The 23,868-nt window shown below is 70.0% G+C and carries 22 protein-coding genes and 1 pseudogene; 12 read left to right on the forward strand and 11 right to left on the reverse strand.

The features are described 5' to 3' along the window. Positions 1-40 precede the first annotated feature (40 nt). Genes D5S19_RS19445 through D5S19_RS19455 form a run of 3 tightly spaced genes read right to left on the reverse strand, consistent with a single transcriptional unit; the run spans position 41 to position 3,002 of the window. Entirely contained in the window at positions 41-919 is an 879-nt protein-coding gene (locus D5S19_RS19445) for an ABC transporter permease (RefSeq protein WP_120024768.1), read from the reverse strand. Then, the gene (locus tag D5S19_RS19450; protein WP_199730584.1) at positions 916-1,872 is read right to left on the reverse strand and encodes an ABC transporter ATP-binding protein; all 957 of its coding nucleotides are present in this window, start codon (positions 1,870-1,872) and stop codon (positions 916-918) included. Before D5S19_RS19450 ends, D5S19_RS19445 begins: the two co-directional genes overlap by 4 nt. 41 nt (positions 1,873-1,913) lie before the next feature. Beyond that, the gene (locus D5S19_RS19455; RefSeq protein WP_120024770.1) at positions 1,914-3,002 is read right to left on the reverse strand and encodes a LolA family protein; all 1,089 of its coding nucleotides are present in this window, start codon (positions 3,000-3,002) and stop codon (positions 1,914-1,916) included. Between the two features lie 145 nt (positions 3,003-3,147). Between D5S19_RS19455 and D5S19_RS19460 the strand changes: the two genes are divergently transcribed. From D5S19_RS19460 to D5S19_RS19470, 3 genes are all read left to right on the forward strand, one after another. Then, positions 3,148-3,858: a response regulator transcription factor gene (locus tag D5S19_RS19460; protein WP_199730583.1), complete on the forward strand. Its 711-nt coding sequence runs from the start codon at positions 3,148-3,150 to the stop codon at positions 3,856-3,858. Beyond that, the gene (locus tag D5S19_RS19465) at positions 3,855-5,165 is read left to right on the forward strand and encodes a sensor histidine kinase (protein ID WP_120024771.1); all 1,311 of its coding nucleotides are present in this window, start codon (positions 3,855-3,857) and stop codon (positions 5,163-5,165) included. Before D5S19_RS19460 ends, D5S19_RS19465 begins: the two co-directional genes overlap by 4 nt. A 145-nt stretch (positions 5,166-5,310) precedes the next feature. After that, positions 5,311-5,700 (forward strand): (deoxy)nucleoside triphosphate pyrophosphohydrolase, encoded by a 390-nt coding sequence (locus tag D5S19_RS19470; RefSeq protein ID WP_120024772.1) that lies wholly within the window; start codon positions 5,311-5,313, stop codon positions 5,698-5,700. Between the two features lie 55 nt (positions 5,701-5,755). Here the strand turns inward: D5S19_RS19470 and trpS are convergent, their stop codons facing one another. Next, the gene (gene trpS, locus D5S19_RS19475; RefSeq protein ID WP_120024773.1) at positions 5,756-6,721 is read right to left on the reverse strand and encodes a tryptophan--tRNA ligase; all 966 of its coding nucleotides are present in this window, start codon (positions 6,719-6,721) and stop codon (positions 5,756-5,758) included. A 202-nt stretch (positions 6,722-6,923) separates the two neighbouring features. Between trpS and D5S19_RS19480 the strand changes: the two genes are divergently transcribed. The 3 genes from D5S19_RS19480 (at position 6,924) to D5S19_RS19490 (ending at position 8,593) form a co-directional block, all read left to right on the forward strand. After that, positions 6,924-7,223 carry a YciI family protein gene (locus tag D5S19_RS19480; protein ID WP_120024774.1) on the forward strand — a complete coding sequence of 100 codons (300 nt, stop codon included), beginning with the start codon at positions 6,924-6,926 and terminating at the stop codon, positions 7,221-7,223. A gap of 250 nt (positions 7,224-7,473) precedes the next feature. Continuing rightward, entirely contained in the window at positions 7,474-8,130 is a 657-nt protein-coding gene (locus tag D5S19_RS19485) for a GNAT family N-acetyltransferase (protein ID WP_120024801.1), read from the forward strand. 58 nt (positions 8,131-8,188) lie between these two features. Then, positions 8,189-8,593 (forward strand): nitroreductase family deazaflavin-dependent oxidoreductase, encoded by a 405-nt coding sequence (locus tag D5S19_RS19490; RefSeq protein WP_120024775.1) that lies wholly within the window; start codon positions 8,189-8,191, stop codon positions 8,591-8,593. Between the two features lie 292 nt (positions 8,594-8,885). On the opposite strand, the gene D5S19_RS19495 is transcribed toward D5S19_RS19490, so the two are convergent. Beyond that, positions 8,886-10,034, reverse strand: coding sequence for an FAD-binding oxidoreductase (locus D5S19_RS19495; protein ID WP_120024776.1), 1,149 nt, complete (start codon positions 10,032-10,034; stop codon positions 8,886-8,888). Between the two features lie 70 nt (positions 10,035-10,104). Between D5S19_RS19495 and D5S19_RS19500 the strand changes: the two genes are divergently transcribed. Both D5S19_RS19500 and D5S19_RS19505 read left to right on the forward strand, forming a co-directional pair. Next, complete coding sequence (locus D5S19_RS19500) at positions 10,105-10,986, forward strand: LysR family transcriptional regulator (protein ID WP_120024777.1); 882 nt, start codon at positions 10,105-10,107, stop codon at positions 10,984-10,986. 32 nt (positions 10,987-11,018) lie between these two features. Beyond that, the gene (locus tag D5S19_RS19505) at positions 11,019-11,984 is read left to right on the forward strand and encodes a DNA polymerase domain-containing protein (RefSeq protein WP_120024778.1); all 966 of its coding nucleotides are present in this window, start codon (positions 11,019-11,021) and stop codon (positions 11,982-11,984) included. Between the two features lie 5 nt (positions 11,985-11,989). Here D5S19_RS19505 and D5S19_RS19510 read toward each other — a convergent pair whose 3' ends face one another. From D5S19_RS19510 to D5S19_RS19530, 5 genes and pseudogenes are all read right to left on the reverse strand, one after another. After that, the gene (locus tag D5S19_RS19510) at positions 11,990-12,391 is read right to left on the reverse strand and encodes a VOC family protein (protein WP_120024779.1); all 402 of its coding nucleotides are present in this window, start codon (positions 12,389-12,391) and stop codon (positions 11,990-11,992) included. Positions 12,392-12,422: 31 nt separating this feature from the next. Beyond that, complete coding sequence (locus D5S19_RS19515; RefSeq protein WP_120024780.1) at positions 12,423-13,019, reverse strand: TetR/AcrR family transcriptional regulator; 597 nt, start codon at positions 13,017-13,019, stop codon at positions 12,423-12,425. 85 nt (positions 13,020-13,104) lie between these two features. Further along, positions 13,105-14,496, reverse strand: a complete 1,392-nt coding sequence (locus D5S19_RS33825; RefSeq protein WP_120024781.1) for a fatty acid desaturase — start codon at positions 14,494-14,496, stop codon at positions 13,105-13,107. A gap of 95 nt (positions 14,497-14,591) precedes the next feature. After that, complete coding sequence (locus D5S19_RS19525; RefSeq protein WP_120024782.1) at positions 14,592-15,458, reverse strand: LysR family transcriptional regulator; 867 nt, start codon at positions 15,456-15,458, stop codon at positions 14,592-14,594. 10 nt (positions 15,459-15,468) lie between these two features. Continuing rightward, positions 15,469-16,263 (reverse strand): annotated as a pseudogene (locus D5S19_RS19530) (NADP-dependent oxidoreductase). A gap of 238 nt (positions 16,264-16,501) precedes the next feature. Here D5S19_RS19530 and D5S19_RS19535 point away from each other — a divergent pair. Continuing rightward, complete coding sequence (locus D5S19_RS19535) at positions 16,502-17,674, forward strand: acyl-CoA dehydrogenase family protein (protein ID WP_120024783.1); 1,173 nt, start codon at positions 16,502-16,504, stop codon at positions 17,672-17,674. Between the two features lie 15 nt (positions 17,675-17,689). Then, entirely contained in the window at positions 17,690-18,847 is a 1,158-nt protein-coding gene (locus D5S19_RS19540) for an acyl-CoA dehydrogenase family protein (protein ID WP_120024784.1), read from the forward strand. 261 nt (positions 18,848-19,108) lie between these two features. On the opposite strand, the gene D5S19_RS19545 is transcribed toward D5S19_RS19540, so the two are convergent. Further along, complete coding sequence (locus tag D5S19_RS19545) at positions 19,109-20,293, reverse strand: FAD-dependent monooxygenase (protein WP_233574037.1); 1,185 nt, start codon at positions 20,291-20,293, stop codon at positions 19,109-19,111. A gap of 348 nt (positions 20,294-20,641) precedes the next feature. Between D5S19_RS19545 and D5S19_RS19550 the strand changes: the two genes are divergently transcribed. Then, positions 20,642-22,141 carry an MFS transporter gene (locus tag D5S19_RS19550; RefSeq protein ID WP_158605572.1) on the forward strand — a complete coding sequence of 500 codons (1,500 nt, stop codon included), beginning with the start codon at positions 20,642-20,644 and terminating at the stop codon, positions 22,139-22,141. 40 nt (positions 22,142-22,181) lie between these two features. Continuing rightward, on the forward strand, positions 22,182-23,810 hold the full coding sequence (locus D5S19_RS19555) for a long-chain fatty acid--CoA ligase (protein WP_120024787.1): 1,629 nt from the start codon (positions 22,182-22,184) through the stop codon (positions 23,808-23,810). Positions 23,811-23,868 lie beyond the last annotated feature (58 nt).

Consider the following 23,868-nt stretch of genomic DNA (forward strand, 5'->3'; position numbering starts at 1 on the left):
TTCACGGACGCAGAGTCCGTGAAGGGACCCTTCACAGCTTTCAGCCATCTCGGGTCGACAGTCGGCCGTAGGCGATCGACAGGCCGACGACGAGGTAGCAAGCGGCGCGCAGGGCACCTTCGCCGAGCAGGGTCGAGGACATCGGGTCCTGCAGCACCTCGGCCGGCGCCATGGCCCAGTTGTTGGTGAGCAGGAACGGGTGTAGCCAGTCCAAAGAGGACAGGAGCCCGAGGATGGTGAACACGATGTTGCCCGCCAGCACCGAGGCGACCACCAGCATCGGGTGCTCGGTCCAGCTGGACACGGCCAGCGCGACCGCGCCGACCGCCCACATCTGCAGCACGATCCAGCCCGCCACGAGCAGGATCCGGACCAGCGCCCCGCCGAGGGACAACGTGGTGCCGGACAACGTGAACAGCGAGTCCGTGCCGTTCAGGATCAGCCCGGTGACCACCCCGGTCACGCACATCCCGAGCACCGCGACCAGCGTCACGACCCCCACACCGATGGCCTTGACCGTCAGCAGCCTGCCCCGGCTCACCGGCGCGATGAGCCAGCCACGCAGGGTGCCGTGCGCCGCCTCGCCGGCGATCGCGTCCGCGCCCGCCATCGCCGAGGCCAGCGGCAGCAGCAAGGTCAGCGTCATCACCATCGCTGCGATGGGCAGGACGAACGCGTTGTTGACCGCCGCCGAGATCAGCGCGCCCTCCTGGTCGCCGCCGCCGTTGCCGGACGCGTTCTGCCCGACCAGCGTCAGGCCCACGCCGATCACGATCGGTACCAGCGCCAGCAAGCCGAGTACCGCCAGCGTGCGCGGCCGCCGGAAGATCCAGCGCAGCTCCGCGGCGACCAGCCGGGCCAGTGGCACGGCGTCGTGTCCGGTCCGGCTTACCGGCGCGGTGAGCGTTGCGGGTGTCATGCAGCCCCCTCGTCTTCGCCGGCTTCCGATTCCCCTTCGGTGAGCCGTGCGAACAGATCCTCCAGCCCGGTGCGTGCCCGGGTCGCCTCGTGCACCTCGATGTCGCCCTGCACGAGCACCTGCAGCACGCGTGGCGCGGGCGTTGCGGTGAGGTCGGCGCGCACGCCGTCCGGGGTCAGCCGCGCGCCGATCCGGTTCTCCCGCAAGGTTTCCAGCGCCCGCTCGGCGTCCGGGGTACGGACCAGCAGCGCCGCGTTCCCGGATTCCAGCAGCTCGGCCAGCTCGCCCTGGGCGACCACGGTGCCCGACTGCAGCACCGCCACGTGCGTGCAGGTCGCCTCGACCTCGGCCAGCAGGTGCGAGGACACCACCACGGTCACGCCGTCCGCATGCAGTTCGGCGATGATCCGGCGGATCTCCCTGGTACCCGCCGGATCGAGACCGTTCGTGGGCTCGTCGAGCACGACCATCCGGCGGGGCACCAGCAGCGCGCCGGCCAGGCCGAGCCGCTGCTTCATGCCGAGCGAGTAGCCCTTGTACCGGCGCCGGGCGGCCACGGTCAGGCCGACCCGCTCCAGCGCCGCGTCCACCGCGGACGGAATGGCCTTCGCGGCCAGCCGTGGTTCCGCCGCGGCGAACCGCAGCAGGTTCTCCCGGCCGGACAGGAACGGGTGGAAGCCCGGCCCTTCGACCAGTGCGCCGACGTCCGGCAGCGCGTGCGCGGACTCATCCGGCATCCGCTTGCCGAGCAGCTCGACCTCGCCCTCGGTCGGCCGTACCAGCCCGAGCAGCATCCGGATCGTGGTGGTCTTGCCGGAACCGTTCGGGCCGAGCATGCCGAGCACCGCACCCTCGGGCACGTCCAGGTCCACGTGGTCCACCGCGACCGTGCTCCGGTAGACCTTGCGCAGGCCGCGGGTGCGGGCGGCCGGCGGGACCGCCGGGGCGGGCATCTCGTCCGAGATGCCCGCCCCGGTTTCGATCGTCGTGCTGGTCACTTGCTGCCCAGCGCTTCGAACAGGACCTGCTCCGGCACCGCACCGGCGGCGAAGCGGCCGTCATCGGTCAGCACGGCCGTGCCGACCTTGGTGGTGAGCAGATGGCCGCTGCCCCAGGTGCCGCTCACCGGCTTGGTGAAACGGTCCAGCAGCTTCTGCGGGTCCACGTTGCCCTTCTCGCCGTTCTGGCCCTGCTTCTGCTGCAGCGCTTCGGCCGGCAGCTTGCCGACGACCACGGTGTCCCAGCCGTTGCCGACGACCTTCGTGTCCTGCTTCGCCTGGTCGGCCGTCGACTTCGCCTTGTCGTCCGCCTTCGGGGTCTTCTCGGTCACCTTCGCGCCCTTGGGCGGGGTGAAGGTGAACAGGTCGGCCGACTGCGGTGCGAACTCGATCTGGTCGAACGCCAGCTGCAGCACTGGCGAAGTGGTTCCGTTGCCCATCACGGAGACACGCAGCGGCATCCGGGTCTGAGAGTCGACCGCGACGCGGATCTCACGCAGCAGGGTGCGCTCGGACGGCTTCGGAGTGAGCACCAGCTCGTACGCCGGCCGGTTGGCGACGTTGGCCGTGCCGTCGACGGCCACGGTGCTGGTCTCCTTGACCTTCGCAAGCAGGTCCTTGGCCGCGGTGGCCGGGTCGGCCGCCTTGTCCTCGCCCATGCCGTGCTGCCCGGTCGCCACGCCGGCCGGGATGGTCGTCTTCGTCGCGGTGTTGTCCTGCGACTTGTAGTCCCAGATGGTGTTGCCGTTGTGGATGAACGTCTCCTGCGAGGTGCCCCGGGCGAGCGAGACCTTCGCCTTGCCCGCGCCGTCGCTGAACACGTGCGCCGAATCGACGTTCAGCATCGCCGCGCCGGGGATCGCGTTGCCCACCTGCGGCAGGCCGAGGTCGTTGCTGACCTGCACCGTGCCGTCGAACGGGCCGGGTTTCGCCGTCATCACCGACTGTACGAGGTCCTCCGCGCTGACCTGCGGCAGCTGGGGGGCAGCCCCGGCGGAGGCCGGCATCGCGACCACAACCAGCCCGCCGACACCGAGGGCGGTGCCGACGACGGCCGCAGTGATGGCCTTCTTCTTCGGATCCATGTCGTCTCTCCCTGTGTTCCCGAGCCCGATTGTGCTCGGCTCCCGGCGCAGACGCTGCCTTCTCAAGGCTGAGATACCCCTGAATGGTCCGGCCCCGAGGCTGAGATCGCGCTGAGAACGCAGGCGTCAGCTGCGCAAACCGGTCATGATGAAGTCCGTGAAACCTCGGGTGCTGGTGGTCGACGACGAGCCGGGCGTGCGCAAAGCACTGCAACGCGGCCTGCGTGCGGAGGACATGGACGTGGTCACCGCCGCGGACGGGCCCAGCGGGCTGCAGCTCGCCCGCACCGGGTCGTTCGACGTCGTGCTGCTGGACATCATGCTGCCCGGGTTGTCCGGGTACCGGGTGCTGGAACGGCTGCGCGCGGAGGGCGTCAGCACGCCGGTACTGCTTGTGTCCGCAAAGGACGGTGAAATCGACCAGGCCGACGGTCTCGACCTCGGTGCCGATGGGTACCTCGTGAAGCCGTTCTCGTTCGTCGTGCTGGTCGCGCAGCTGCGGGCGGTGTTGCGCCGCGCCGGGCCGGAGGCGTCCCGCGGGATGCTGAAACTCGGTGCGCTGGAAGTGGATCGCGCGCTGCGACAGGTGCGCTGGGACGGCCAGGAGGTCCCGCTCAGCCCGCGCGAGTTCGCGTTGCTGGAGGTCCTCGTCGGCCGGTCCGGCACCGTGGTGACGAAGGACGAGCTGTTGCGTGCGGTGTGGGGAGAGGAGCAGTCGGTCACGCGCAACCTCGTCGAGGTGTACGTGGGGTACGTGCGGCGCAAACTCGACGGGGTCGGCGCCGGTTCGCTGCTGCGTACGGTGCGTGGGCACGGCTACCTCGCCTCGGACCCGCAGCCGGACGAGGTCAAGTGATCGGCTGGTGGCACGCTCGTTCGCTGCGCGTGCGGATCACCGTGCTGGCAACCGTGCTCACCCTGGTCGGCTTGCTGGGTCTCGCCACGCTGGCCGCCGGGCAGCTGCAGTCGTTGCTGACCGGCTCGGTCGACCACGAACTGGCCGAAGCAATCGGCCCAGCCACCGCGGAGGTCACCGCCGGCCGCCCGCTCGCTTCCACCGGCCCGGTGACCTTGCGAGTGCTCGACATCGCGGGCGGTCCGGTCGACGGGCAGCCGCGCCCGGAGCTGACCGGTCCGGAGGTCGCGCAGCTCAAGGCGGGCGCGTCAGTGCAGCACGGCAGTTCCCGCTGGCAGGGCCAGGTGGTGAGCGCGCCGGACGGCAGCCAGCGGCTCGTGGTCGCCGGCGCCGGGCTGGTCGGGTTCGCCGCGACGGTGCACTACGGCGGGGTGTGGCTGGTGCTCGTCGCAGTGCTCGGCACCGTGGTGGCGGGGCTTGCGACGTGGCTGGTGGTAGGACGCGCGTTGCGGCCGGTGGCCCGGATGCGCGGGCTGGTGCGCGCCCTGCCGTCGGGTTCCCGGCTGCCGGTACCGAAATCGCAGGACGAGATGCGTGCGCTGGCCGACGAGTTCAACGCGCTGCTCGCCCGGCAGGAGGAGGTGAGCGCGCGGTTGCGCCGGTTCACCGGGGACGCGGCGCACGAGCTGCGCTCGCCGGTCGCCTCGATCCGGGTGCAGGCCGAAGTGGCCGTGACGAACCCGGATCCGGAGCTGGCGCAGGAAACGCTGTCGGACATCCTCACCGAGGCCGAACGGCTTTCCGCGCTACTGGACGGTTTGCTCACCCTCGCCCGCTCGGACGCCGGCGAGGTGCCGCCCGCGGAACCGGTCGAGATGGTCTCGGAGGTGCGTGCCGCGGTCGGCAGGTTGCCCGCCGGTGCGCCGCAGACCCGGGTGAGTACCGCCGTGGCGCAGGCCTGGGCTTTTGCCTCGCACCAGGAGGTCGAACTGGTGCTGGACAACCTGCTGCGCAACGCTTGCCGGTACGCGGCGGGGCAGATCGTGGTGTCCGTGCTGGCTTCCCGCTCCAGCGTGCGGGTCGTGGTGGACGACGACGGGCCGGGCGTCGCGCCGGAGCACCGGGGGAAGGTGTTCGACCGGTTCTATCGGGCGGCCGACGATCGGGCGCGCAGCTCCGGCGGCACCGGGCTGGGGCTGGCGATGGTCGCCGAGGCGGTCCGGCGGCGCGGGGGCCGGGCCCGGGTCACGGAGTCCCCGGACGGCGGGGCCCGGTTCGAGATCACCTGGCGAGCCATCGGCCAGTGATGGGTCGGGCGCGGCGGCTGTGAAGGGACCCTTCACGGACCTCAAGGCTGTGAAGGGACCCTTCACAGCCCTAACGATGCCGCGAGCGGCCGAGCGTGGGGTGGGCGGCCGGGGTGGGGCATCCACCGTGCGGGAGACTGGGCGGATGGACGGGGTCATCGTCGGGGCCGCGCTGGTGCGCGAAGGCAAACTGCTCGCCCAGCAACGGGCCTGGCCACCGCACCACGCGGGGCAGTGGGAGCTGCCAGGGGGCCGGGTCGAGGCCGGGGAGACCGAGGCGTTCGCGCTGGCGCGGGAGTGCCAGGAGGAACTCGACGTGGTGGTGACCGTCGGTGCCCGGGTCGGGCCGGAAGTGCCGCTGCCCGGCGGGAAAGTGCTGCGGGTCTATGCCGCCGAGCTGATCTCGCCGGGTGCCGAGCCGCGCGCCGTCGAGCACACGGCGTTGCGCTGGGTCGGGCCGGACGAGCTGGACGACATCGATTGGCTCCCCGCCGACCGGGACCTGCTCCCCGCGTTGCACGGGTTGCTGGCCTGACGCGCCCTTCGACCGCCGACACAGGGGCAAGAACGCCACCGCCGAAACAAGCGGCTCACACCCCACCGATAAGCCGCAGCGCCGCAGAAACCCGATGCTCGCCACGGTCCGCCGCACGCTTGGCGCCGGCCTTGCGCACCCGCTCCAGCTCGGCGACGTCGTCGAGCAGTGCGCGGGTGCCTTCCCGCACCGGGCGCAGCTCCTCGATCACCGCGTCCGCCACGGCGTCCTTCAGCACCCCGTAGGACGGGTACTGCTCGGCCAGCGCGGCCGGATCACCGCCGGTGCACGCGGCGAGGATGTCGAGCAGGTTGGCGATTCCCGGGCGGGTCTCGGGGGCGTAGGCGGGTACCGAACCGCCGTCCGTGCGTGCCCGGCGGATCTTGCGGCGCACCTGGTCCGGGTCGTCGAGCACGAACACCACACCGGCCTCGTCCCTGGCGGACTTCGACATCTTGCGCGTCGGCTCGGCCAGGTCCTTCACCCGCGCGCCGGTGGGCGGCAGCACCGCCTCGGGCACGGTGAACACCTCGCCGTACGTGGAGTTGAACCGCCGAGCCAGCGTGCGGGCCAGCTCCACGTGCTGGCGCTGGTCCTCGCCGACCGGCACCTCGTCCGCGCCCTGCAGCAGGATGTCCGCCGCCATCAGCACCGGGTAGGTCAGCAGGCTCAGCCGGACCCCGGCCTGTCCCTTCGACTTCTCCTTGAACTGGATCATCCTGGCCGCCTCGCCGTACGCGCAGGTGCATTCGAGCACCCAGGTCAGCGCACCCAGCGCACGGGCGAGATCGGACTGCACGAACACGCGTTCCGGCTCGATCCCGGTGGCCACCAGCACGGCGAGCTGCTCGGTGGCCAGGGAACGCAGCTTCGCCGGGTTGTGCGCGGTGGTCATCGCGTGCAGATCGGACACGAAGTACAGGTCCTGCGGCCCGCCCTCGGCCGCCCAGCGCCGGGTGGCGCCGAGGTGGTTGCCGAGCTGGACGTGGCCGGACGGGGTGATGCCGGACAGCTGGACCATGGGTTTCCTCTCCCGGTTTCGGTCGTGCACCCGGGAGACGGACATGGAGAAGGCCGCCCACCGGGGCGGCCTTTGCTTGATCAGCGCAGAGCTTCGGGGCCGCCGTGGGGCGGCCACCACTGGGTGCTCGAAGCGCGCATGCCCCGAATATAGCCCACGAGATCCCTGCCGGACCGCGGACGAGGGGGCTACCGTCGAACCCATGTATGTCGTCTTGCTCAGCTACACCGCGCCGTCCGAGGAGATCGACGGTGCGCTGCCGGAACACCATAAATGGCTGGGAGAGCAGTACGACCAGGGACACTTCCTGGCCTCCGGCGCGCAGCGGCCCCGCGTCGGCGGGGTGATCATCGTCCGCCCGATGGACCGCGCGAGGCTGGATGCGATCCTCGCCACCGACCCGCTCGCCGTGCGGGGACTCGCGCAGTACGAGGTGATCGCGTTCTCGCCGACCAGGACCGCCCCGGAACTGCTGCTGATCAACGAGGCCGCGCCGCACTGACCCACGCGCGGAACCTTCGCTTCGGCCGCGGTGCCGTGAAGGGCACCTTCACGGACTCAGGGTCCAGGGCCCCGGCAAAGTTGGTCGGGGGCCCGGCAGCGGGCGATGCGGAGGTGTGTGTGCGACCACCTCGTGGCGTGCGCCGGACCGGTTTCGGGTCCGTGAAGGGACCCTTCACGGACTCTGAGTCTGTGAAGGGTCCCTTCACGGCTGTGGGCCGGCGAGTAGCATTTCCGCCGCAATGGTCGACATGTCCGCCCAACCCCTGCTGAGCCGGTTGACCCGGCGCGGCAGGCTGATGGCCAAGCGCAGCTGCGACCGCCGGGGCCATGCGTTCGCCCACGGCCGGTTCCTCTTCCGGACGCCGACGGCCTGGGAGTACGCCGCCGCGGTGGCGGGCGGCAGTGATCCGGCGGCGCAGCGATGGCTCGGCTGGCTGCCCGGCTCCGTGGTCGCCGAGCCGATGCGCGCCGAGGCGATGCGAGTGGTCCCCGGCACCGGGCCGGAGTGGACGACACCGGATCCGCATTCGGTCGACGTGGTCGCGATCGACCTCGCCGCCGGCCGCTGCGCCGGGCTGGTGAGCGTGCACGCGGGTGAGGACGGCGGCCCCGAGACCGGTGGCTACCTCGCCCCCGGCTACCGCGGCCGCGGGTTCGGCCGCGAGCTGTTCGCCGCCGGGCTGGTGCTCGCGCACGGGCACCTCGGGCTGGCCAGGGTGCGTGCGGGCGCCGAGGTCGGCAACGTGGCCAGCGGCCGTTCGCTGGCGGCGGCCGGGCTGCGCCGGGTGTCCGGACCGCCGCGGTACACGCTGCCGGACGGCCGGGTCTGCCAGGCATGGTGGTTTCAGCACGACGTGCCGTGGCCCGATCGGTGCGAGGGTCCGCCGGCGAGCTGGCTTGGCTGAGCGTGGAACAGCCACGCGGCGTTCACTGTTGGTATCGGCACGAGCTGAGGAGACCGAAATGGCGGACTGGAACCAGAAGATCATCGAGGAATTCCGTGCGAACGGGGGTAAAGTGGGCGGCCCGTTCGAAGGCGGCAAGCTACTACTGCTCACCCACATCGGTGCGAAAAGCGGCCAGAAGCGCGTCTCCCCGCTGGCCTACACCACCGATGGTGACCGGCTGGTGATCATCGCGTCGAAACAGGGAGCTGACACGAATCCGGACTGGTACCACAATCTGCGCGCGCACCCGAGGACGACGGTCGAGGTCGGCACCGAGGAGTTCCCGGTGACCGCGAAGATCGTCGAAGACCGCGCCGAGCGCGACCGGCTGTTCGCCGCGATGTCCGCGGAGATGCCCGGTTTCGCCGACTATCAGGAGAAGACGACTCGGGTCATCCCCGTCATCGTGCTGGAGCGCTGAGCCCGGCCGGCGCCGATCCCGCCCGCCTGAAGTCCGTGAAGGTGCCCTTCACGGACTCGGGGGCCAGGGTGTCGGCAAAGTTGGTCGGGGACCCGGCAGTGGGCGATGCGGAGGTGTGTGCGACCACCTCGTGGCGTGCGCCGGACCGGTTTCGGGTCTGTGAAGGGACCCTTCACAGACTCAGAGTCCGTGAAGGGACCCTTCACGGACCTCTACACCGACTTTGCCGGAACCCTGGACTCAGAGTCCGTGAAGGTGCCCTTCACGGCACCGCCGGAGTCGTGGCGTGAGGCTAATCGAGTGGTTGGCCGTAGACGAAGCTGCGCAGCCGCCCGGTTGCGGACGGGGTGAGCGGGGCGAACAGCTTCGCGTGTGCGGCTTTCACCGTGTCCGGGTCCGGATCGATCACGGACAGCGCGCGCACTGTGTAGCGCGAATCCGGGGTGAAGTCCGGGACGTTCGTGTCGCGGTATGCGCCGCCGAGAAGGTCGATGATCAGCACGGTGGGCACGGGTGCGTCCGGGCCTGCCTGGTCGAGCACGGTGGTGAGCACGTCGTCGGGGAGGGCGGGCAGCACCCGGTTGTCTCCGAGGTAGGCGTGCGGGTGCGGGGGTTCGGCGGCGATCGTGCCGGACTCGGCGAACGGCATGGTGGTCAACGTGTCGCGCAGCGGACCGAGCGCACGCAGCGGTGCGACCAGCCGGTCGCCTTCGGCCCCGGAACCGGTGAAGGCAACGCGGACATGGGCGATGTGCTTGCCGCGCAACGGGTCCGGCACCATCGGCAGATCCGGATACGGGATCAGCGCGAGCGAGGTGCCGAGAGTATCGGGCAGGTCGGCGGTCCAGTCGCGCCAGCTGCGCAGCACGTCGGCGAGCTGTGCGGGACCGAAGTAGAGACCGCCGCCGTAGATCGTGCGGACGGGGAAGAGGTCGAACTCCAGCGCCGTGACGATGCCCGCTTCGAGCGGGCCGCGGCCGGCGGTGCCGTCGGGGAGCACCACATCGGCGGAGCGGACATGGTCGGCGGCACGGCCGAACCGGCGGCCGAGCAGGCCGAAACCGCCGCCGAGGGTGTACCCGGTGACGCCAACGCCGGGCGCTGAACCGCTGAGCGGCGCGAGACCGTGTTCGGCGGCTGCGGCGAGCACCGTGCCCCAGGTGGCACCGGCGCCGACTCGGGCGAGCGCGCGGCCCGGGTCGATCGATACGTCGGCCATCCGCCGGGTCGAGATGAGCACGCCTTCGGCCGGGGCGCGCAGGCCGTGGCCGGTCGCCTGCACGGACACCGGCAAGCCGTGCGCCGCGGCGTGACGGACGGCTTCGGCCACGTCGTCGGCGCCGGTCGCGGCCACGACCAGTGCCGGTGTGGACGGCACGCCGGTCTGGAACCCGGCGATCTCTTCGCGGTAACCCGGCTGGTCAGGGGTGAGAGTCTGCATACCGCAAGACTGGGCGTACCCCGGTGAGAAGTCCAAGAGATACTGATTCCCTGAACTAGAATCACTGGTTATGGAGCTGCATCAGCTGGCCTATTTCGTCGCGGTCGCCGAGGAAGCCAATTTCACGCGCGCCGCCGAGCGGATGCACGTCGCGCAGCCGGGGGTCAGCGCCCAGATCCGGCGGCTGGAGCGGGAACTGGGGCAGCCGCTGTTCGATCGGTCCGGGCGTGCCGTGCGGCTCACCGGCGTCGGCGCCGCGGTGCTTCCGCACGCCCGTGCCGCGCTCGCCGCGGTGGAAGCGGTCCGCGAGACGGTTTCGGAGCATCGTGGACTGGTCCGCGGGCAGGTGACGATGGGCATGGTCACCTCGGCCGGGCCGGTCGCGCTGCCGGAGTTCCTCGCCGGCTTCGCCGAGCGCCACCCCGGGGTGGAGATCACCTTGGGGGAGGCCAATTCCGACGTGATGGTCGAGGCGTTGCGGGAAGGACGGCTGGACGTCGCGGTCATCGGTCTCGCCGACGGTGTGCCCGCCGGGCTTGTCACCCAAGTACTGCTCGACGAGGAAATCGTCGCGGTGACCGGGCTGGGGGACATCTTCGCCGAGCGGACCAGCGTGACGCTGACCGAACTCGCCGGACGGCCGCTCATCTGCCTGCCGCCGGGTACCGGCTTACGCGGGGTGCTGGACCGCGCGTTCGCGGCGGCGGGCCAGCGTCCACGGGTCGCGATCGAGGCCAGCGATCCGAACGTGCTGGCACAGCTGGCGATCCGGGACCTCGGCGTGGCCATGGTCCCGGACTCGCTGGCCCGCTACTACGCCACCGAGCTGCACCGGCTCCCGCTGCGCCCGTCGCTACGTGGACAGCTCGCCCTGGCCTGGCGGGCCGCCGGGCCGTCCGGACCGGCCGCGCGGGCGTTGATCGAGTTCGCCCGCGAAGCGCTCGGTGGTTGACCGGAATGCACCCCGTCGGCAAGGCTGGCGGGATGAGCGCGTCCGACGAGGAACGGCACGGCGTCCGGCTTACCCATCTCGACCAGGAGCTGTTCTCCGGGGCGGGGGTGTCCAAACGCGACCTCGTGGACTACCTCGACGCGGTGGCCGACCGGGTGCTGCCGGCGCTGGCCGATCGGCCGCTCTCGGTGATGCGGGTGCTGCGCGGGCAGGAAGCGTTCATGCAGAAGAACCTGCCGAAGTACACCCCGGAATGGGTGCCGCGCACGCGGATGTGGGCGGAAAGCTCGCGCCGCACGGTCACGTATGGGCTGTGCAACGATCGGCGCACCCTGTTGTGGTTCGGCAACCAGCGGGCGGTGGAACTGCATCCGGCCCTCACCCGTGTGGGGCAGGACGGTCCGGCCGAGCTGATCATGGATCTCGATCCGCCGGAGGGCGCGCCCTTCGGCGTCGCGGTGGCGGCTGCCCGGCTGGTCCGCCAGGCATTGGCCGACGTGGGGCTGTCCGGTGCGCTGAAAACCAGCGGTGCCAAGGGCGTACACGTGTTCGTGCCACTGGCGGCGGGTCAGTCCTTTGTGGATGTCGCCGCGGCCACCCGGGCGGTCGGGGTTCGTGCGGAGCGGCTCGATCCGGATCTGGCGACCACGGCGTTCATCCGGGAAGACCGGCACGGCAAGGTGTTCCTGGACTCGACCAGGGCGGGCGGCGCCACCGTGGCCGCGGTGTACAGTCCCCGGATCCGGCCCGGCGCACCGGTTTCGTTCCCGGTTCGCTGGGCTGACGCGGACGCCGTGATGCCCACGGACTTCACCGTGCGCACAGCGCCCGGGCTCCTTGGCGACACCGACCCGTGGGCGGAGGAACTTCCTGCCCCGCAACAGCTTCCGGCGGATCTGGTGGCCGAGGGGTACACCATTCCGGTGGCCAGGGTGGCGGCCATGCACGAGGGCAAGCGCCGGGCGAAGGCCCGGCGCGAGTCCTCAGCGGACGAATAGCTCGCTCACTTCGGGGCCGGCGCGCTCAGCTGCCAGGACACTCCCCAGCGGTCGTTCACCCAGCCGAACGGGCCGAACCCGTAGTCGTCCAGCGGCATCAGCGCGCCGCCGCCGTCGGAGATGGCTTCGAAGACCCGTTCGAGGTCTTCCTTGCTGTCGAGGGTGACGAACAGGGAGGCGGACGGGGTGAAATCGAACTGGTGCTGAACGAAGCTGTCGCTGCAGCGCACGCGCTGACCGGCCACAGTGAACTCCGCCATCACGATCGTGCCCTCCGGGCCGGGGCCGTCCGCGCCGTAGCGCTGGTCGGACAGCACCGTGTCACCGGGCAGCAGCGAGGTGTAGAACTCCATCGCTTCGGCGGCGTCGCGCTTCTGGAACATCAGGAACGGTACGAGGTCGGCCATGGCTCGAACCTCGCATTGACAACTCTATTTGTCAAGCGCCGGCGTCCAGCAGCCGTGCGGCCAGCCAGGCCAGCGCGTCCGCGGTGCGGGCGGGGGTGTCCGACGGCTGCATCACGTGACTGAGCACGGTCCGGATCACCACGTCGATCACCGCGGTGAGCCGCTCGCCGGTCAGCGGCGGCGCGTAGCCGCGGACGCGTTCGGTCAGCACGGCTTTCGCCTCGGTGAGCAGGGTGCCGGCGCGGGTGGTCAGCAGGGGCAGGAACTCGGTGCCCGTGCCGTGCGTGGCCGAGGCGATCGCCCGGAGCAGGACGTTGTCGTCGGCCAGTTCGAGGACGGCGCGGACGGCCTCGCGGATCGCGGCCACGAGATCGTCCGGGTACCGGTCGAAGGCGGCGCCGACGACGGCGAGGAACCGGCTCAGCTCGTGCGCGACCATCGCCTCGGCCAGCGCGGGTTTCGAGCCGATCTCGTTGTACACCGTCTGCCTGCTGACCCCGGCCAGCTCGGCCAGGCGCGCCATGGTCACCGCCGACCAGCCCGAACGGGCGGTCAGCTCGATCGCCGCGGTGATGATCGGCAGCCGGTACCGGCCGCCTTCGGCCGACGGCACCGGGAGCACGCTCATGCGCTCACCTTAGCTGCCACGGAGGCTGTGAAGGGACCCTTCACAGCCCCAGGGTCCGTGAAGGGACCCTTCACGGCGGTGAGTCTCACGCACGCATCCTGCCGGGCGCCACGAAATCCACCTTTTCCCTGACGCCGCAGTCGGGACAGCACCACGAGTCCGGGATCGCCGACCACGGCGTGCCCGCGGGGAACCCCTCGCGCGGGTCACCGCGGTGCTCGTCGTAGACGTAGCCGCATCCGGGGCACATCCCGCCTTCGGCCGCATCACCGTGCACATCGGACAGTTCAGCGAGCGGTTCAACGACGGAGGCTCCTTGCCGGGCAAGGATCTTTTCCCGCTTGCCCGGTTGGATGTTGGCCCGGCTGAGATCTCCGTCGAAATGCGCGCGGACCCTCGGGTCCATCACGCGGCGCCACAGCGGGGGAATCAGTGCGAGCACGATCATTCCGGCGTAGCCGGTGGGCAGTACCGGGGATTCGGCGAAATCACGCAAGGTCTGGTAACGCCGGGTCGGATTGGCGTGGTGATCGCTGTGCCGCTGCAGGTGGTACAGCAGCACGTTCGTGGCGATGTTGTTCGAATTCCAGCTGTGGCTGGGATTCACTCGCTCGTACCGGCGCCGGCCTTCTTGTCGGACCCGCTGCCGGAGCATCCCGTAGTGCTCCATGTAGTTCACGACTTCCAGCAAGGAAAACCCGACCACGGCCTGGATCAGCAGGTACGGCAGGATGCCGATGCCCAGCCAGGCGATCAAGGCCGCCCACAGCACCGCCGACATCAGCCACGCGTTGAGCACGTCGTTGCCGATCCGGTACGGATGCCGGCTGCGCCGCGCGTAACGCTTGCGCTCCAGCCGCCACGCCGACTTCAGCGAGCCGAAGACGGTGCGCGGCCAGAACCGGTAGAAGCTCTCGCCGACGCGGCTGCTGGCCGGATCTTCCGGGGTGGCCACGCGAACGTGGTGGCCGCGGTTGTGTTCGATGTAGAAGTGCCCGTAGAAGCTCTGCGCCAGTGCGATCTTGGACAGCCAGCGCTCGTGACTTTCCTTCTTGTGCCCCAGTTCGTGCGCGGTGTTGATGCCGATCCCGCCGATGAAGCCGATCGAGACGGCCAGCCCGATCTTGTCCATAACGGACAGTCCGCCGTGGACGATCAGCCAGCAGGCGAAGCCGAACCCGAGGTACTGGATGGGCAGGAACAGGTAGGTGATCCACCGGTAGTAGCGGTCCTGCTCCAGTGCCTCGATGACGTCGTCCGGCGGGTTGCTCCGGTCCAGCCCGGCGAGCAGGTCGATGGCGGGCACCACGATCAGGATCACGATCGGCCCGATCCAGAACCACACGCCCCAGCCGGTGGCCGCGTGCAGGCCGAGGGCGAGGAACGCCAGCGACGGGACCACGAGCCCGATCAGCCACAGGTACCGCTTGCGGTCGGTCCACTGCTCGGTCGAGCCGAGGGGCACCGTGCCAGTCATCGCGCCCTCCTCCGTCGGCTGGCTTTACAGAACGGTAAGCGATGTACAGCCACGTTGACAAGGGAGGGTCAGATGTAAAGACCCGATCGGGGACGTCAGCGGGCGTGCCGGAGGACCTCCACCACCGGGTCCATCGCGGACTGCGCGGTGCGGCGGAGCAGGAAGGTGGTCAGCGTCGCGGCGAGGTCCTCGACCGGCAGCACCGCGCATTCGGCCGGATCGAGCGCGAGCGCGGTGTTCGATTCGAGCGGCGCCAGTGCGAAGCTCTTCGTGCTGCGCAGGAAGATCAGCAGGCCGCTGAGATCGGAGAACTGCGCGTCCGGGTCGACCTGCACGCCACGGGCGGCCAGCTGTTCGGCCCGCCGCTCGCCGAGGTCCCAGTGGCGCGGACCCTGCAGATACTGGAAGCCACGCAGGTCGGCGAGGGTCAGCGAGGTCCGGCCGGGGAACAGGGAGGTGTCCACCACCGCGCCGAGCGGCTCGCGATAGAGCACGATGGTGGACAGCCGGTCGTCGGTGGTGCCCAGGTGCGAGATCGCCAGGTCGAGGGAGTTGGCCAGCAGCGCGGATTCCATGTTCAGCGACGGCATCTGGCGCAGGCTGAACCGGTAGCCCTCCCGCATGGATCGAAGCGAATCGCTGAGCCGGCGGCGGTGTGCGGGGTTGAGCACGTCGGGCACCGCCAGCCGCACGTCCGTGCGCCGGTCCCGGGACTGGATGCGCTCGGGAATCGCGTCGAACCCGGAAACGACCGACTCGGCGAGCGGCAGCAGCGCCTCGCCGGCCGCGGAGAGCCGGGTGTGGTGCGTGGACCGGTCGAACAGCGGCTCGCCCAGCTCCCGTTCGAGGTCCCGGATGCGCTGGCTGAGCGGCGGCACGGACATGTGCAACGACCGTGCCGCGCGGGTGAAGTTCAGCTCGCGCGCGACCGCGAGGAAGTACCGAAGATGGTGGATCTCCACCTCATGCAGCCTAGAGCGGCTTCGCGCCGGATGGTGCTGGGCCGAACGTGTAAGACGCCCCGCCGGTCACCAGGACGAGCTTCGCGCGTACGTGGCCCTCTTCGCTGACGCGGTGTGCTTCGGCGACTTCAGCCAGGGGGAAGGCCTGCACTGCCGGGGGTACGAAGCGTCCGGACTCGACCAGTTGGCCGATCTCGTCGAGCGCATGGAGGGCGCGGCCCGCGTCGCCGCGGCTGAACGGCACTCCGTACTTCTCCGCGCCGTCGAAGTCCGCGACGGTGATGACCGGTGCCGGTCCGCCCGCCAGCTCGATGAGTTCCGGAAGTATCCCGCTGCCGGCCACGTCGAGCGCGAAGTCGACGCCGTCGGGCGCGAGTGCGCGTACGCGAGGCCCTTCGCCGTACGTGGTGGGCTCTGCGCCCAGGGAGCGGAGGTAGTCCTGGTTAGCCGCGCTCGCCGTGCCGAGTACGCGAGCACCGCGTGCCACGGCGAACTGGACAGCTGCGCTGCCGATACTGCCCGAAGCGCCGTTGATGAGCACCGTGCTGCCCGCGGTGAAGCCGAACACCCGGTCGCCGACTGCCACGTCGTGGACGCCTTCGCCGAGTTCGTCGACGACGCCCGCGGCTTCGTGGCCCATGGTCTGCGGGAGGTCCTGAGCCATCAGGCCCTAGCGCTTCTTCCAGTCGCTGAGGTTGACCCCGGCCGCGCGTACGGCGATCCGGATCTGCCCAGGCTCGGCGTGTGGGTCCGGAAGCTCGACGATCTCCTGGACTTCCGGCCCGCCGAAGCGAACGGCCTTCACGACGTACTCCGATCTCGCAGAGTGCCGAGCACTCGCAGGAGCGGCGATCAAGGTAACACGATGAACGAGCTCAATCACGGCGTGGTGTTATCACTGTGGTCATACCGCTCTGAGGGACTCGGTCATTCCCCTGCCCTGGCAGGCTGAATAGCGTCGGAGGCGAAGCCTCGATCGGCACGAGACCCCGGGCGGACACCCGAGGTGCCCAGTGCCGCCGGCCGGAAGGGAACCTGAACAGATGGACCTGGAGCTTTCCCCCGCGGACCGCGCGTTCCGCGACGGGCTGCGCGAGGTGTTCCTCGGCAAGATCCCGGAGGACGTCCGCCGGCGCTCCGCGCTGGGCCGGACCACCCGCGAGGACATCGTCACCAGCCAGCGCGTGCTCAACCAGCACGGGCTTGCCGTGCCGCACTGGCCGAAGGAATGGGGCGGCCGCGACTGGACGCCGACCCAGTCGCACCTGTACTCCTCGGAACTGCAGCGGGCGGGCATCCCGCAGCCGCTGGCGTTCAACGTGAGCATGGTCGGCCCGATCATCGCCGAGTTCGGCAGCGACGAGCAGCGGCGCAAGTTCCTGCCCGCCACGGCGAATCTGGACATCTGGTGGTCGCAGGGCTTCTCCGAGCCGGAGGCCGGTTCCGACCTCGCCGGGCTGCGCACCACCGCGCGCCGCGACGGCGACCACTACGTGCTCAACGGCCAGAAGACCTGGACCACGCTCGGTCAGTACGGCGACTGGATGTTCGTGCTCGCGCGAACCGATCCGGGCGCCCCGCGCAAGCAGCAGGGCCTGTCCTTCCTGCTGCTCGACCTGAACACCCCGGGCGTCGAGCGCCGCCCGATCCGGCTGATCGACGGCAGCGCCGAGGTCAACGAGTTCTTCTTCGACGACGTCCGGCTGCCGGTGGAGAACCTGGTCGGCGAGGAGAACAAGGGTTGGAGCTACGCGAAGTTCCTGCTCGGCAACGAGCGCAACGGCATCGCGCAGATCGGTGCCTCCCAGCGGATCTACGCCGATCTCGCCGCGGCGGCCGGCCGGCGGCCGACCGAGGACGGCCCGCTCGCCGAGGATCCGCAGTTCCGCGCCGCGCTGCACCGGGTCAAGACCACCCTGCTCGCGCTGGAGGCCACCCAGCTGCGGGTGACCGCCGCGTCCGAGAACGGCAAGGCCAGCCCGGTGTCCTCGCTGCTGAAACTGGAGGGCACGCAGGCGTTGCAGGAGCTGAGCCTGCTCCGGATGCGTGCCGCCGGTTCGGACGGCATGCTGCTGGACACGGAGGCACCGCTGCCGTCCGGCGAGGCCGCCGCGGTCTCCGCGGCGCAGTACCTCAACCTGCGCAAGCTGTCGATTTTCGGCGGCTCCAACGAAATCCAGCGCGGCGTCATCGCCAAGACGATCCTCGGTCTGTAAGGAGCCCCGGAGACCATGAACCTCGAATTCACCGACGACCAGCGGCTCCTGTTCGAGACCGTGGACCAGGCGGTCGGCCGCGGTTACCCGGCCGGGGGCCGCGCCGCCGCCACCGGCAGCGAGCTGGGCTGGTCCGACCAGGTCTGGCAGACCCTCGGCGAACTGGGCCTGACCGGGCTGACCGTGTCCGCCGACCACGACGGCGCGGGCGCCGGACCGGTCGAGGTCTATGCGAGCCTGGCCGCGATGGGCAAGCACGCCGCCGCCGAGCCGCTGCTCGACGGCGTCTACCTGCCGTCCTGGCTGATCGCCGGGCTGGGCACGGCGGAGCAGGCCGGGCAGCTGTTGCCGCAGCTCGCCGCGGGCAGTACGACGATCGCCGTCGCACACGCCGAACCCGGCCGTCCGTGGGGCCTCGCCCCGGCGACGACGGGCGCCGCGGATGGTTCCCTCACCGGGGTGAAATCCCCGGTGCGTAACGCAGATCAGGCCGATCGGTTCCTCGTGACCGCGGCCGACGAGACCGGCCGCACCGGGGTGTACCTGGTCGAGGCGACCGCGGGCGGGATCACCCGCGCGGACGGCCGCGCCGCGGACTGGGGCCACACCTCGCGGGTCGAATTCGCCGGTACGCCCGCTGCCCGGCTCGGCGACGGGGCCGCGGACGCCGCTCTGCGCACGGCCTTTTCGCGGGCACGGGTCGCGATCACCGCCGAGGCGATCGGCTTGATGGAGGCCGGCCTCGCGATGACCGTGGAATACCTCAAGACACGCAAGCAGTTCGGCGTTCCGCTGGCCACCTTCCAGGCACTCGTGCACCGCGCGGTGGACGTCTACTCACGGGTCGAGCTGGCCCGGTCGATGGCGTTGTGGGCGACCGCCGTGATCGAGGCGCACGACAACGGCGGGGAGGTGGATCTGCCGGGCACCGCCGACGACGCGTTCGTCTTCGTGGCCGATGTGGCGACCGCCGTGGCCGAGGAGATCGTCCAGCTGCACGGCGGAATCGGCATGACCTACGAGTCCGAGGTCGCCCACCACGCGGCCCGGCTGATCGCCATCACGGAGAGCTTCGGCGGTGTGAGTTCGGCTCGCCGCCGGGCGATCGCGTCGGAGGCGCTGCTGGTCGCGCCGAGTGCGTTGCTCGGCAACGCGACGCCGGCGGCGCCGTGAAGGTGGCCTTCACGGACTCTGCGGCCAGGGTGTCGGCAAAGTTGGTCGGGGGCCCGGCAGTGGGCGATGCGGAGGTGTGTGCGACCACCTCGTGGCGTGCGCCGGACCGGTTTCGGGTCTGTGAAGGGACCCTTCACAGACTCAGAGTCCGTGAAGGGTCCCTTCACGGACCTCTATACCGACTTTGCCGGAACCCTGGACTCCAAGGCTGTGAAGGCCACCTTCACGGACTCTTCGGGCATGTTCGGTCCCCGGCGGCTCTCAAGGCTGACGGACCGCGCTGGCCAGCACGATCGGCGGATCCTCCGGGGTGACTCCCGCCGTGAGAAAGTCCCGGCTCCACGCCCGGCCGACGTCCACAAGGGACTGTACCGAATCGAGCCGCTCACGGTTGTACGCATCGAAAACCGAGCCGACGTCGCTACTCGCGCAGGTCCGCAGCGCCGCCCCGAGCGCGAGCGCGTCTTTGAGGGCCGCGGCGGAGCCGGCACCGGTGATCGGACTGGTGGCGTGCCCGGAGTCCCCGACGAGCGCGATCCGCCCGTGCGCGATCCTTGACGGCCGGAAGGTGTGAATCGCCGAACCCATCAGCGTTCCGTGGCGAAGTCCCCAGAGCAGCGCGTGCCGGATCGTCACGTCCCAGTCTTCATCCAGGTGGCCGGTCAGGGACTCGGCCGCGCCCGGTCGCCAGGCACCGGCCGGGACCGTGTTGCGTAACGTCCCGTCGGTGGACATGAACGCCGTTTCGAGAAGTTCCTGAGTCAACGGCAGGTACATGCCGGCGTTCGCGGTTCGTCGTCCTGGCTCGGCCACGCCGCCGGGGCCAGGGGTGGTGTACATCAATCCGTAGGCCCCGGGACGGTTGTGCAGATGCATCGCGTCGTCGAAGAAGGCGGCGTGGAACTCCGGCGGGCAGGCACTCTCCGGCATGACTGACCGGAGCAGGATGAGACCTTCGTAGTGCGGGGGTTCGGCGAGCGGGTCAACGAGCGAACGGAGTCTCGAACCGTACCCGTCCGCGAGGATCATTCCGTCGGCCGAATCCGTGGTGCCATCGGAGAGCCGAACCTCGACGTGGTCGCCCGCGTCGGACACCCCGGCGACCGCCACGCCCGAGGTGACGGGCGCGGACTGACTCCGCGTCAGATGCCGGTGCAGGCCGTTCCACGTGGTCGAGCCGAACGTCGCGGGGTGGTCCTGACGCGAGATCGCACCGGACTCGGTTTCCACCGTCACCCGCCTGCCGGTCACCGTCATCGCGCCGAGTGCGCCGGACGGACGCCCGGTCACGTCGGCGATCAGGTTTTCGTGGACGACGAGCCCGGCACCGCGATCCTGCAGCCGGCCCGCCAAACGTTCGTAGACGTGTACTTCATGGCCGGCGGCGCCGAGTACGCAGCTGGCGGCCATGCCGCTGATGGAGGCACCGGCAATGATGATCTTCACCCGCATCGCCCTCCCAGGGCTGTTCGCGCCAGGCAGCTGCCATTCGGTCAGGAAGCGGCACCGATTTCAAACCGACTGGTCAATCATATTCTGGCAGAGTAGGCCATGTCCTGCGGGCCACGCAACGAGCCGATGGCCCCGAAACTCGCCGACCCGGGATCCCGGTCGACGCCACCGGTCCGCCGATCCGTTCGGTGGAGTCCGCGCGACCCGTTGCGCTTCAGCCGGGGCGGTGGCTACAGTCACGATGCTTATCCTACCGGTTGGTCGTATTACGGTCGCAAAGGACTATCCCACCATCCATCCGCAACGGCCGTCAGGCCCTTGCTGCGTGACGGAGGACATCGCATGACGGAGCTTTCCGCAAAGGCGGGGGAAGCATCGCTTACTGCTCGGGGTGACAGCGTCGAACGACGTCTGAACGCGGTGCCGATCCCGGCCTCGCTCATGATCGGTTCTATCGGCTCGTTGCTGGTGATTTCCGCCGACACCGAGACGCTGAGCGTCGTTCCACTGCTCGGGTCCCTCAACGAGACCTTCCACATGTCGGCGGCGCAGGGAGCGTGGTCGCTGTCGGCCACCGGTATCGCGGGCGCCGCGGCGGTGCCACTTCTCGCGCGTCTGGGCGACATCTTCGGTATCCGGCGACTGTTGCTGATCAGCCTGTTGCTGGTGGTCGTCGGTAACGTCATGTGCGCAGTCGCGACCGGCCCGACGATATTCATCACCGGCCGCACGGTGCTGGGTATGAGCGCCGCGTATCCCTTGTTCTATGCCGTGCTCCGGTTGCGAGCGGCGACCACGGGCGGCGTGGACCGGGCCAGTGGGCTGATGACCGCCGCGATGGGCGCGGGCATCTCGATTTCCTTCCTGCTCGGCGGTTTCGTTCTCCAGCAGGGCGGCACTGTCCGGCTCGTGTTGTGGATCATGACGGCCCTCTCCGCGCTCGTTTTCGTGCTGTCGTGGGCGTTCGTCCCGGACAGCGTCACACGAACCCAGCCGAGGGTCGACTATCTGGGTGCGGTCCTGGTCGCCGGCGCGCTGTCGTCGTTGGTCATCGGTATCGGGCTGGGGAACAAGTGGGGCTGGACGTCGCTGGGCACGCTGGGCCTCATCGTCGCCGCGGTCGTGCTGCTGGGCGCGTGGGTACTCTGGGAATTGCACTGCGACAACCCGCTCATGGACCTGCGGATCATGCGCCGGCGCGAGGTCTGGCCGGCATATCTGGCGGCCGGGTTGGTGGCGACCCTCGGCATCAACAGCTGCCTGGCGGTCAGCAACTACGTCCAGACTCCGGCGAAGGCCGGATATGGCTTCGGTGGCACGGTTCTCACCGCCGGCCTCTACCTTCTCCCGGTCGGCCTGATCATCGCGTTCGGCGGTTCACTGATGGCTCCGGTCATCCGCGTGATCGGACCGCGAGCGTCCTCGGTGGCGGGGGGCGTGCTGTCCGCGGCCGTCTTCTTCTGGTTCGCCGGGAATCACACCCACACCTGGCAGTACATCGTGGAGATGGCCCTGTTCGGGGTCTCCTACGCACTGACCTACACCGCTGCCGTCACGAATTACCTGCGCGCCGCACGTCCGGGCGAGGGTGGCATGGTGACCGGCGGAGCGAGGGTGGCGAACACCGCCATCGCCTCACTGGGCCCGGCGGTCGTGACGGCCTTGCTCACCGCGTCGGTCGTCCCCGGCACGAAAATCCCGCAACCCGGCAATTACGACCGTGTCTGGATTTTCTTCGCCGTGTGCGGACTGGTGATCGCCGGTGTGGCGATGCTGATCAGGAACTCGTCCGTCGACCAGTCACTTCCCACCGACACCCAGATCATCGCCAAACGCGGCTGACGGATCACCGCTGATATTCGCTTCTGGAGAGGAGTCGTCCATGGCCGGACTGATGCAGGACCGTCCCCTGAGCCTGCCGCACGTCTTCCACCGGGCCGAGATGTTGTTCGCCGACAAGGAGATCGTGACCGCGACCGCGTCGGGTGAGCGTCGCTCCACCTATGGCGAGTGTTTCGAGCGCGTCCGCAGGCTCGCGGCCGCGCTCGACCGCCTGGACGTGCCGGCTGAGGCTCGGGTCGGCACTTTCTGCTCGAATACCCAGACGCACCTGGAGCTGTACTTCGCGGTGCCGTGCTCGGGGCGCGTGCTGCACACGATCAACATCCGGCTGTTCCCGGACCAGCTCGCGTTTGTCGTGGCCGACGCGCAGGACGACGTCGTGTTCGTCGACCGCGCTTTGCTGCCCGCCTTGTGGCAGGTCGCCGACCGCATGCCGTCGGTACGCCACATCGTGGTGATCGACGACGGCTCGAACGAGGCTGTGCCCGACGACCCTCGTGTCGTGGACTACGAGACACTGCTCGCCGGCGGACCGCCGCGCTCGGGCCGGTTCGTGATCGACGACGAGAATTCGGCGGCGGCGCTGTGCTACACCTCGGGGACGACCGGTGACCCGAAGGGAGTGCTCTACTCACACCGCTCGACGGTGCTCCACTCGCTGACCAGTCTCGCCGCCGACGTGCTGGCCATCGGTGAACGCGACCGCGTGCAACCCGTGGTGCCGATGTTCCATGTCAACGCCTGGGGCCTGCCCTACACGGCGGTCCTTGCCGGAGCGAACCTGATCCTGCCCGGCACCCAGACCGCCCCAGGCGAATTGCTGGCGCAGATCGAACGTCACCGGGTGACGATCAGCGCCGGCGTCCCGACGATCTGGATGGGTGCGCTGCCGCTGCTGCACGAGCACGATCTCAGCAGCCTGCGCATGGTGCTCTGCGGTGGCGCCGCGGTGCCGCAGAGCCTTTCCGAGGGCTGGCGCGCGGCGATCGGGCTGCCGATCACCCAGGCCTGGGGGATGACCGAGACCAGTCCGATCTGCACGGTGGGCGTGTTACGCAGTGCGGACAACGAGCTGGACGACGAAGAGCGCGCCCGGTTGCGTGCGACTCAGGGACGGCCCGTGCCCTTGTTCGACCTGCGCCTGGTCAACCCCGAGACGGGCGCGGAGCAGCCATGGGACGGGGTCTCGGCGGGCGAGTTGCAGGCGGCAGGGCCGTGGATCGCGTCGGGATACCTCAACGGGTCCGGGGCGGACGCTTTCACCGACGACGGCTGGTTGCGAACCGGTGACATCGCGACCGTCGATCCCCGCGGCTACCTGAACCTGGTCGACCGCACCAAGGATCTCGTGAAGTCCGGGGGCGAGTGGATCTCCTCGGTCACCCTGGAGAACCACATCATGGGACACCCCGCGGTGGCCGAGGCGGCTGTGGTCGCGAAGCCCGACCCGCGCTGGTCCGAGCGCCCGGTGGCCTTCGTCGTCCCCCGTGACGATGCGCGGCTCACGACGGACGACGTGCTGGCGCACCTGCGGCCACTGGTGCCGAAGTGGTGGCTGCCCGACGAGGTGCACTTCGTCGACGCCCTGCCCAAGACCGGAACCGGGAAGTTCGCCAAACGCGTCCTGCGCGCGCGGCTCGACGCGATCGTGCCCGAGGGGAGCACGTGATGACCGACGGTTTCCCTCCCCGCGCCACTTGATCGGGTCAAGCCCGTCCGGCGAGGTG

This window comes from Amycolatopsis panacis, assembly GCF_003600245.1.
Classification (GTDB): domain Bacteria; phylum Actinomycetota; class Actinomycetes; order Mycobacteriales; family Pseudonocardiaceae; genus Amycolatopsis; species Amycolatopsis sulphurea.

Excerpts from the sequence above, each read along its gene's own strand:
- D5S19_RS33825 (WP_120024781.1), bottom strand. The coding sequence starts at position 14,496 with ATGACTGGCACGGTGCCCCTCGGCTCGACCGAGCAGTGGACCGACCGC.
- D5S19_RS19535 (WP_120024783.1), top strand. The coding sequence starts at position 16,502 with ATGGACCTGGAGCTTTCCCCCGCGGACCGCGCGTTCCGCGACGGGCTG.
- D5S19_RS19485 (WP_120024801.1), top strand. The coding sequence starts at position 7,474 with ATGTCCGCCCAACCCCTGCTGAGCCGGTTGACCCGGCGCGGCAGGCTG.
- D5S19_RS19450 (WP_199730584.1), bottom strand. The coding sequence starts at position 1,872 with ATGCCCGCCCCGGCGGTCCCGCCGGCCGCCCGCACCCGCGGCCTGCGC.
- D5S19_RS19445 (WP_120024768.1), bottom strand. The coding sequence starts at position 919 with ATGACACCCGCAACGCTCACCGCGCCGGTAAGCCGGACCGGACACGAC.
- trpS (WP_120024773.1), bottom strand. The coding sequence starts at position 6,721 with ATGGTCCAGCTGTCCGGCATCACCCCGTCCGGCCACGTCCAGCTCGGC.
- D5S19_RS19550 (WP_158605572.1), top strand. The coding sequence starts at position 20,642 with ATGACGGAGCTTTCCGCAAAGGCGGGGGAAGCATCGCTTACTGCTCGG.
- D5S19_RS19455 (WP_120024770.1), bottom strand. The coding sequence starts at position 3,002 with ATGGATCCGAAGAAGAAGGCCATCACTGCGGCCGTCGTCGGCACCGCC.
- D5S19_RS19460 (WP_199730583.1), top strand. The coding sequence starts at position 3,148 with ATGATGAAGTCCGTGAAACCTCGGGTGCTGGTGGTCGACGACGAGCCG.
- D5S19_RS19500 (WP_120024777.1), top strand. The coding sequence starts at position 10,105 with ATGGAGCTGCATCAGCTGGCCTATTTCGTCGCGGTCGCCGAGGAAGCC.
- D5S19_RS19490 (WP_120024775.1), top strand. The coding sequence starts at position 8,189 with ATGGCGGACTGGAACCAGAAGATCATCGAGGAATTCCGTGCGAACGGG.
- D5S19_RS19470 (WP_120024772.1), top strand. The coding sequence starts at position 5,311 with ATGGACGGGGTCATCGTCGGGGCCGCGCTGGTGCGCGAAGGCAAACTG.
- D5S19_RS19510 (WP_120024779.1), bottom strand. The coding sequence starts at position 12,391 with ATGGCCGACCTCGTACCGTTCCTGATGTTCCAGAAGCGCGACGCCGCC.
- D5S19_RS19540 (WP_120024784.1), top strand. The coding sequence starts at position 17,690 with ATGAACCTCGAATTCACCGACGACCAGCGGCTCCTGTTCGAGACCGTG.
- D5S19_RS19555 (WP_120024787.1), top strand. The coding sequence starts at position 22,182 with ATGGCCGGACTGATGCAGGACCGTCCCCTGAGCCTGCCGCACGTCTTC.
- D5S19_RS19495 (WP_120024776.1), bottom strand. The coding sequence starts at position 10,034 with ATGCAGACTCTCACCCCTGACCAGCCGGGTTACCGCGAAGAGATCGCC.
- D5S19_RS19505 (WP_120024778.1), top strand. The coding sequence starts at position 11,019 with ATGAGCGCGTCCGACGAGGAACGGCACGGCGTCCGGCTTACCCATCTC.
- D5S19_RS19515 (WP_120024780.1), bottom strand. The coding sequence starts at position 13,019 with ATGAGCGTGCTCCCGGTGCCGTCGGCCGAAGGCGGCCGGTACCGGCTG.
- D5S19_RS19480 (WP_120024774.1), top strand. The coding sequence starts at position 6,924 with ATGTATGTCGTCTTGCTCAGCTACACCGCGCCGTCCGAGGAGATCGAC.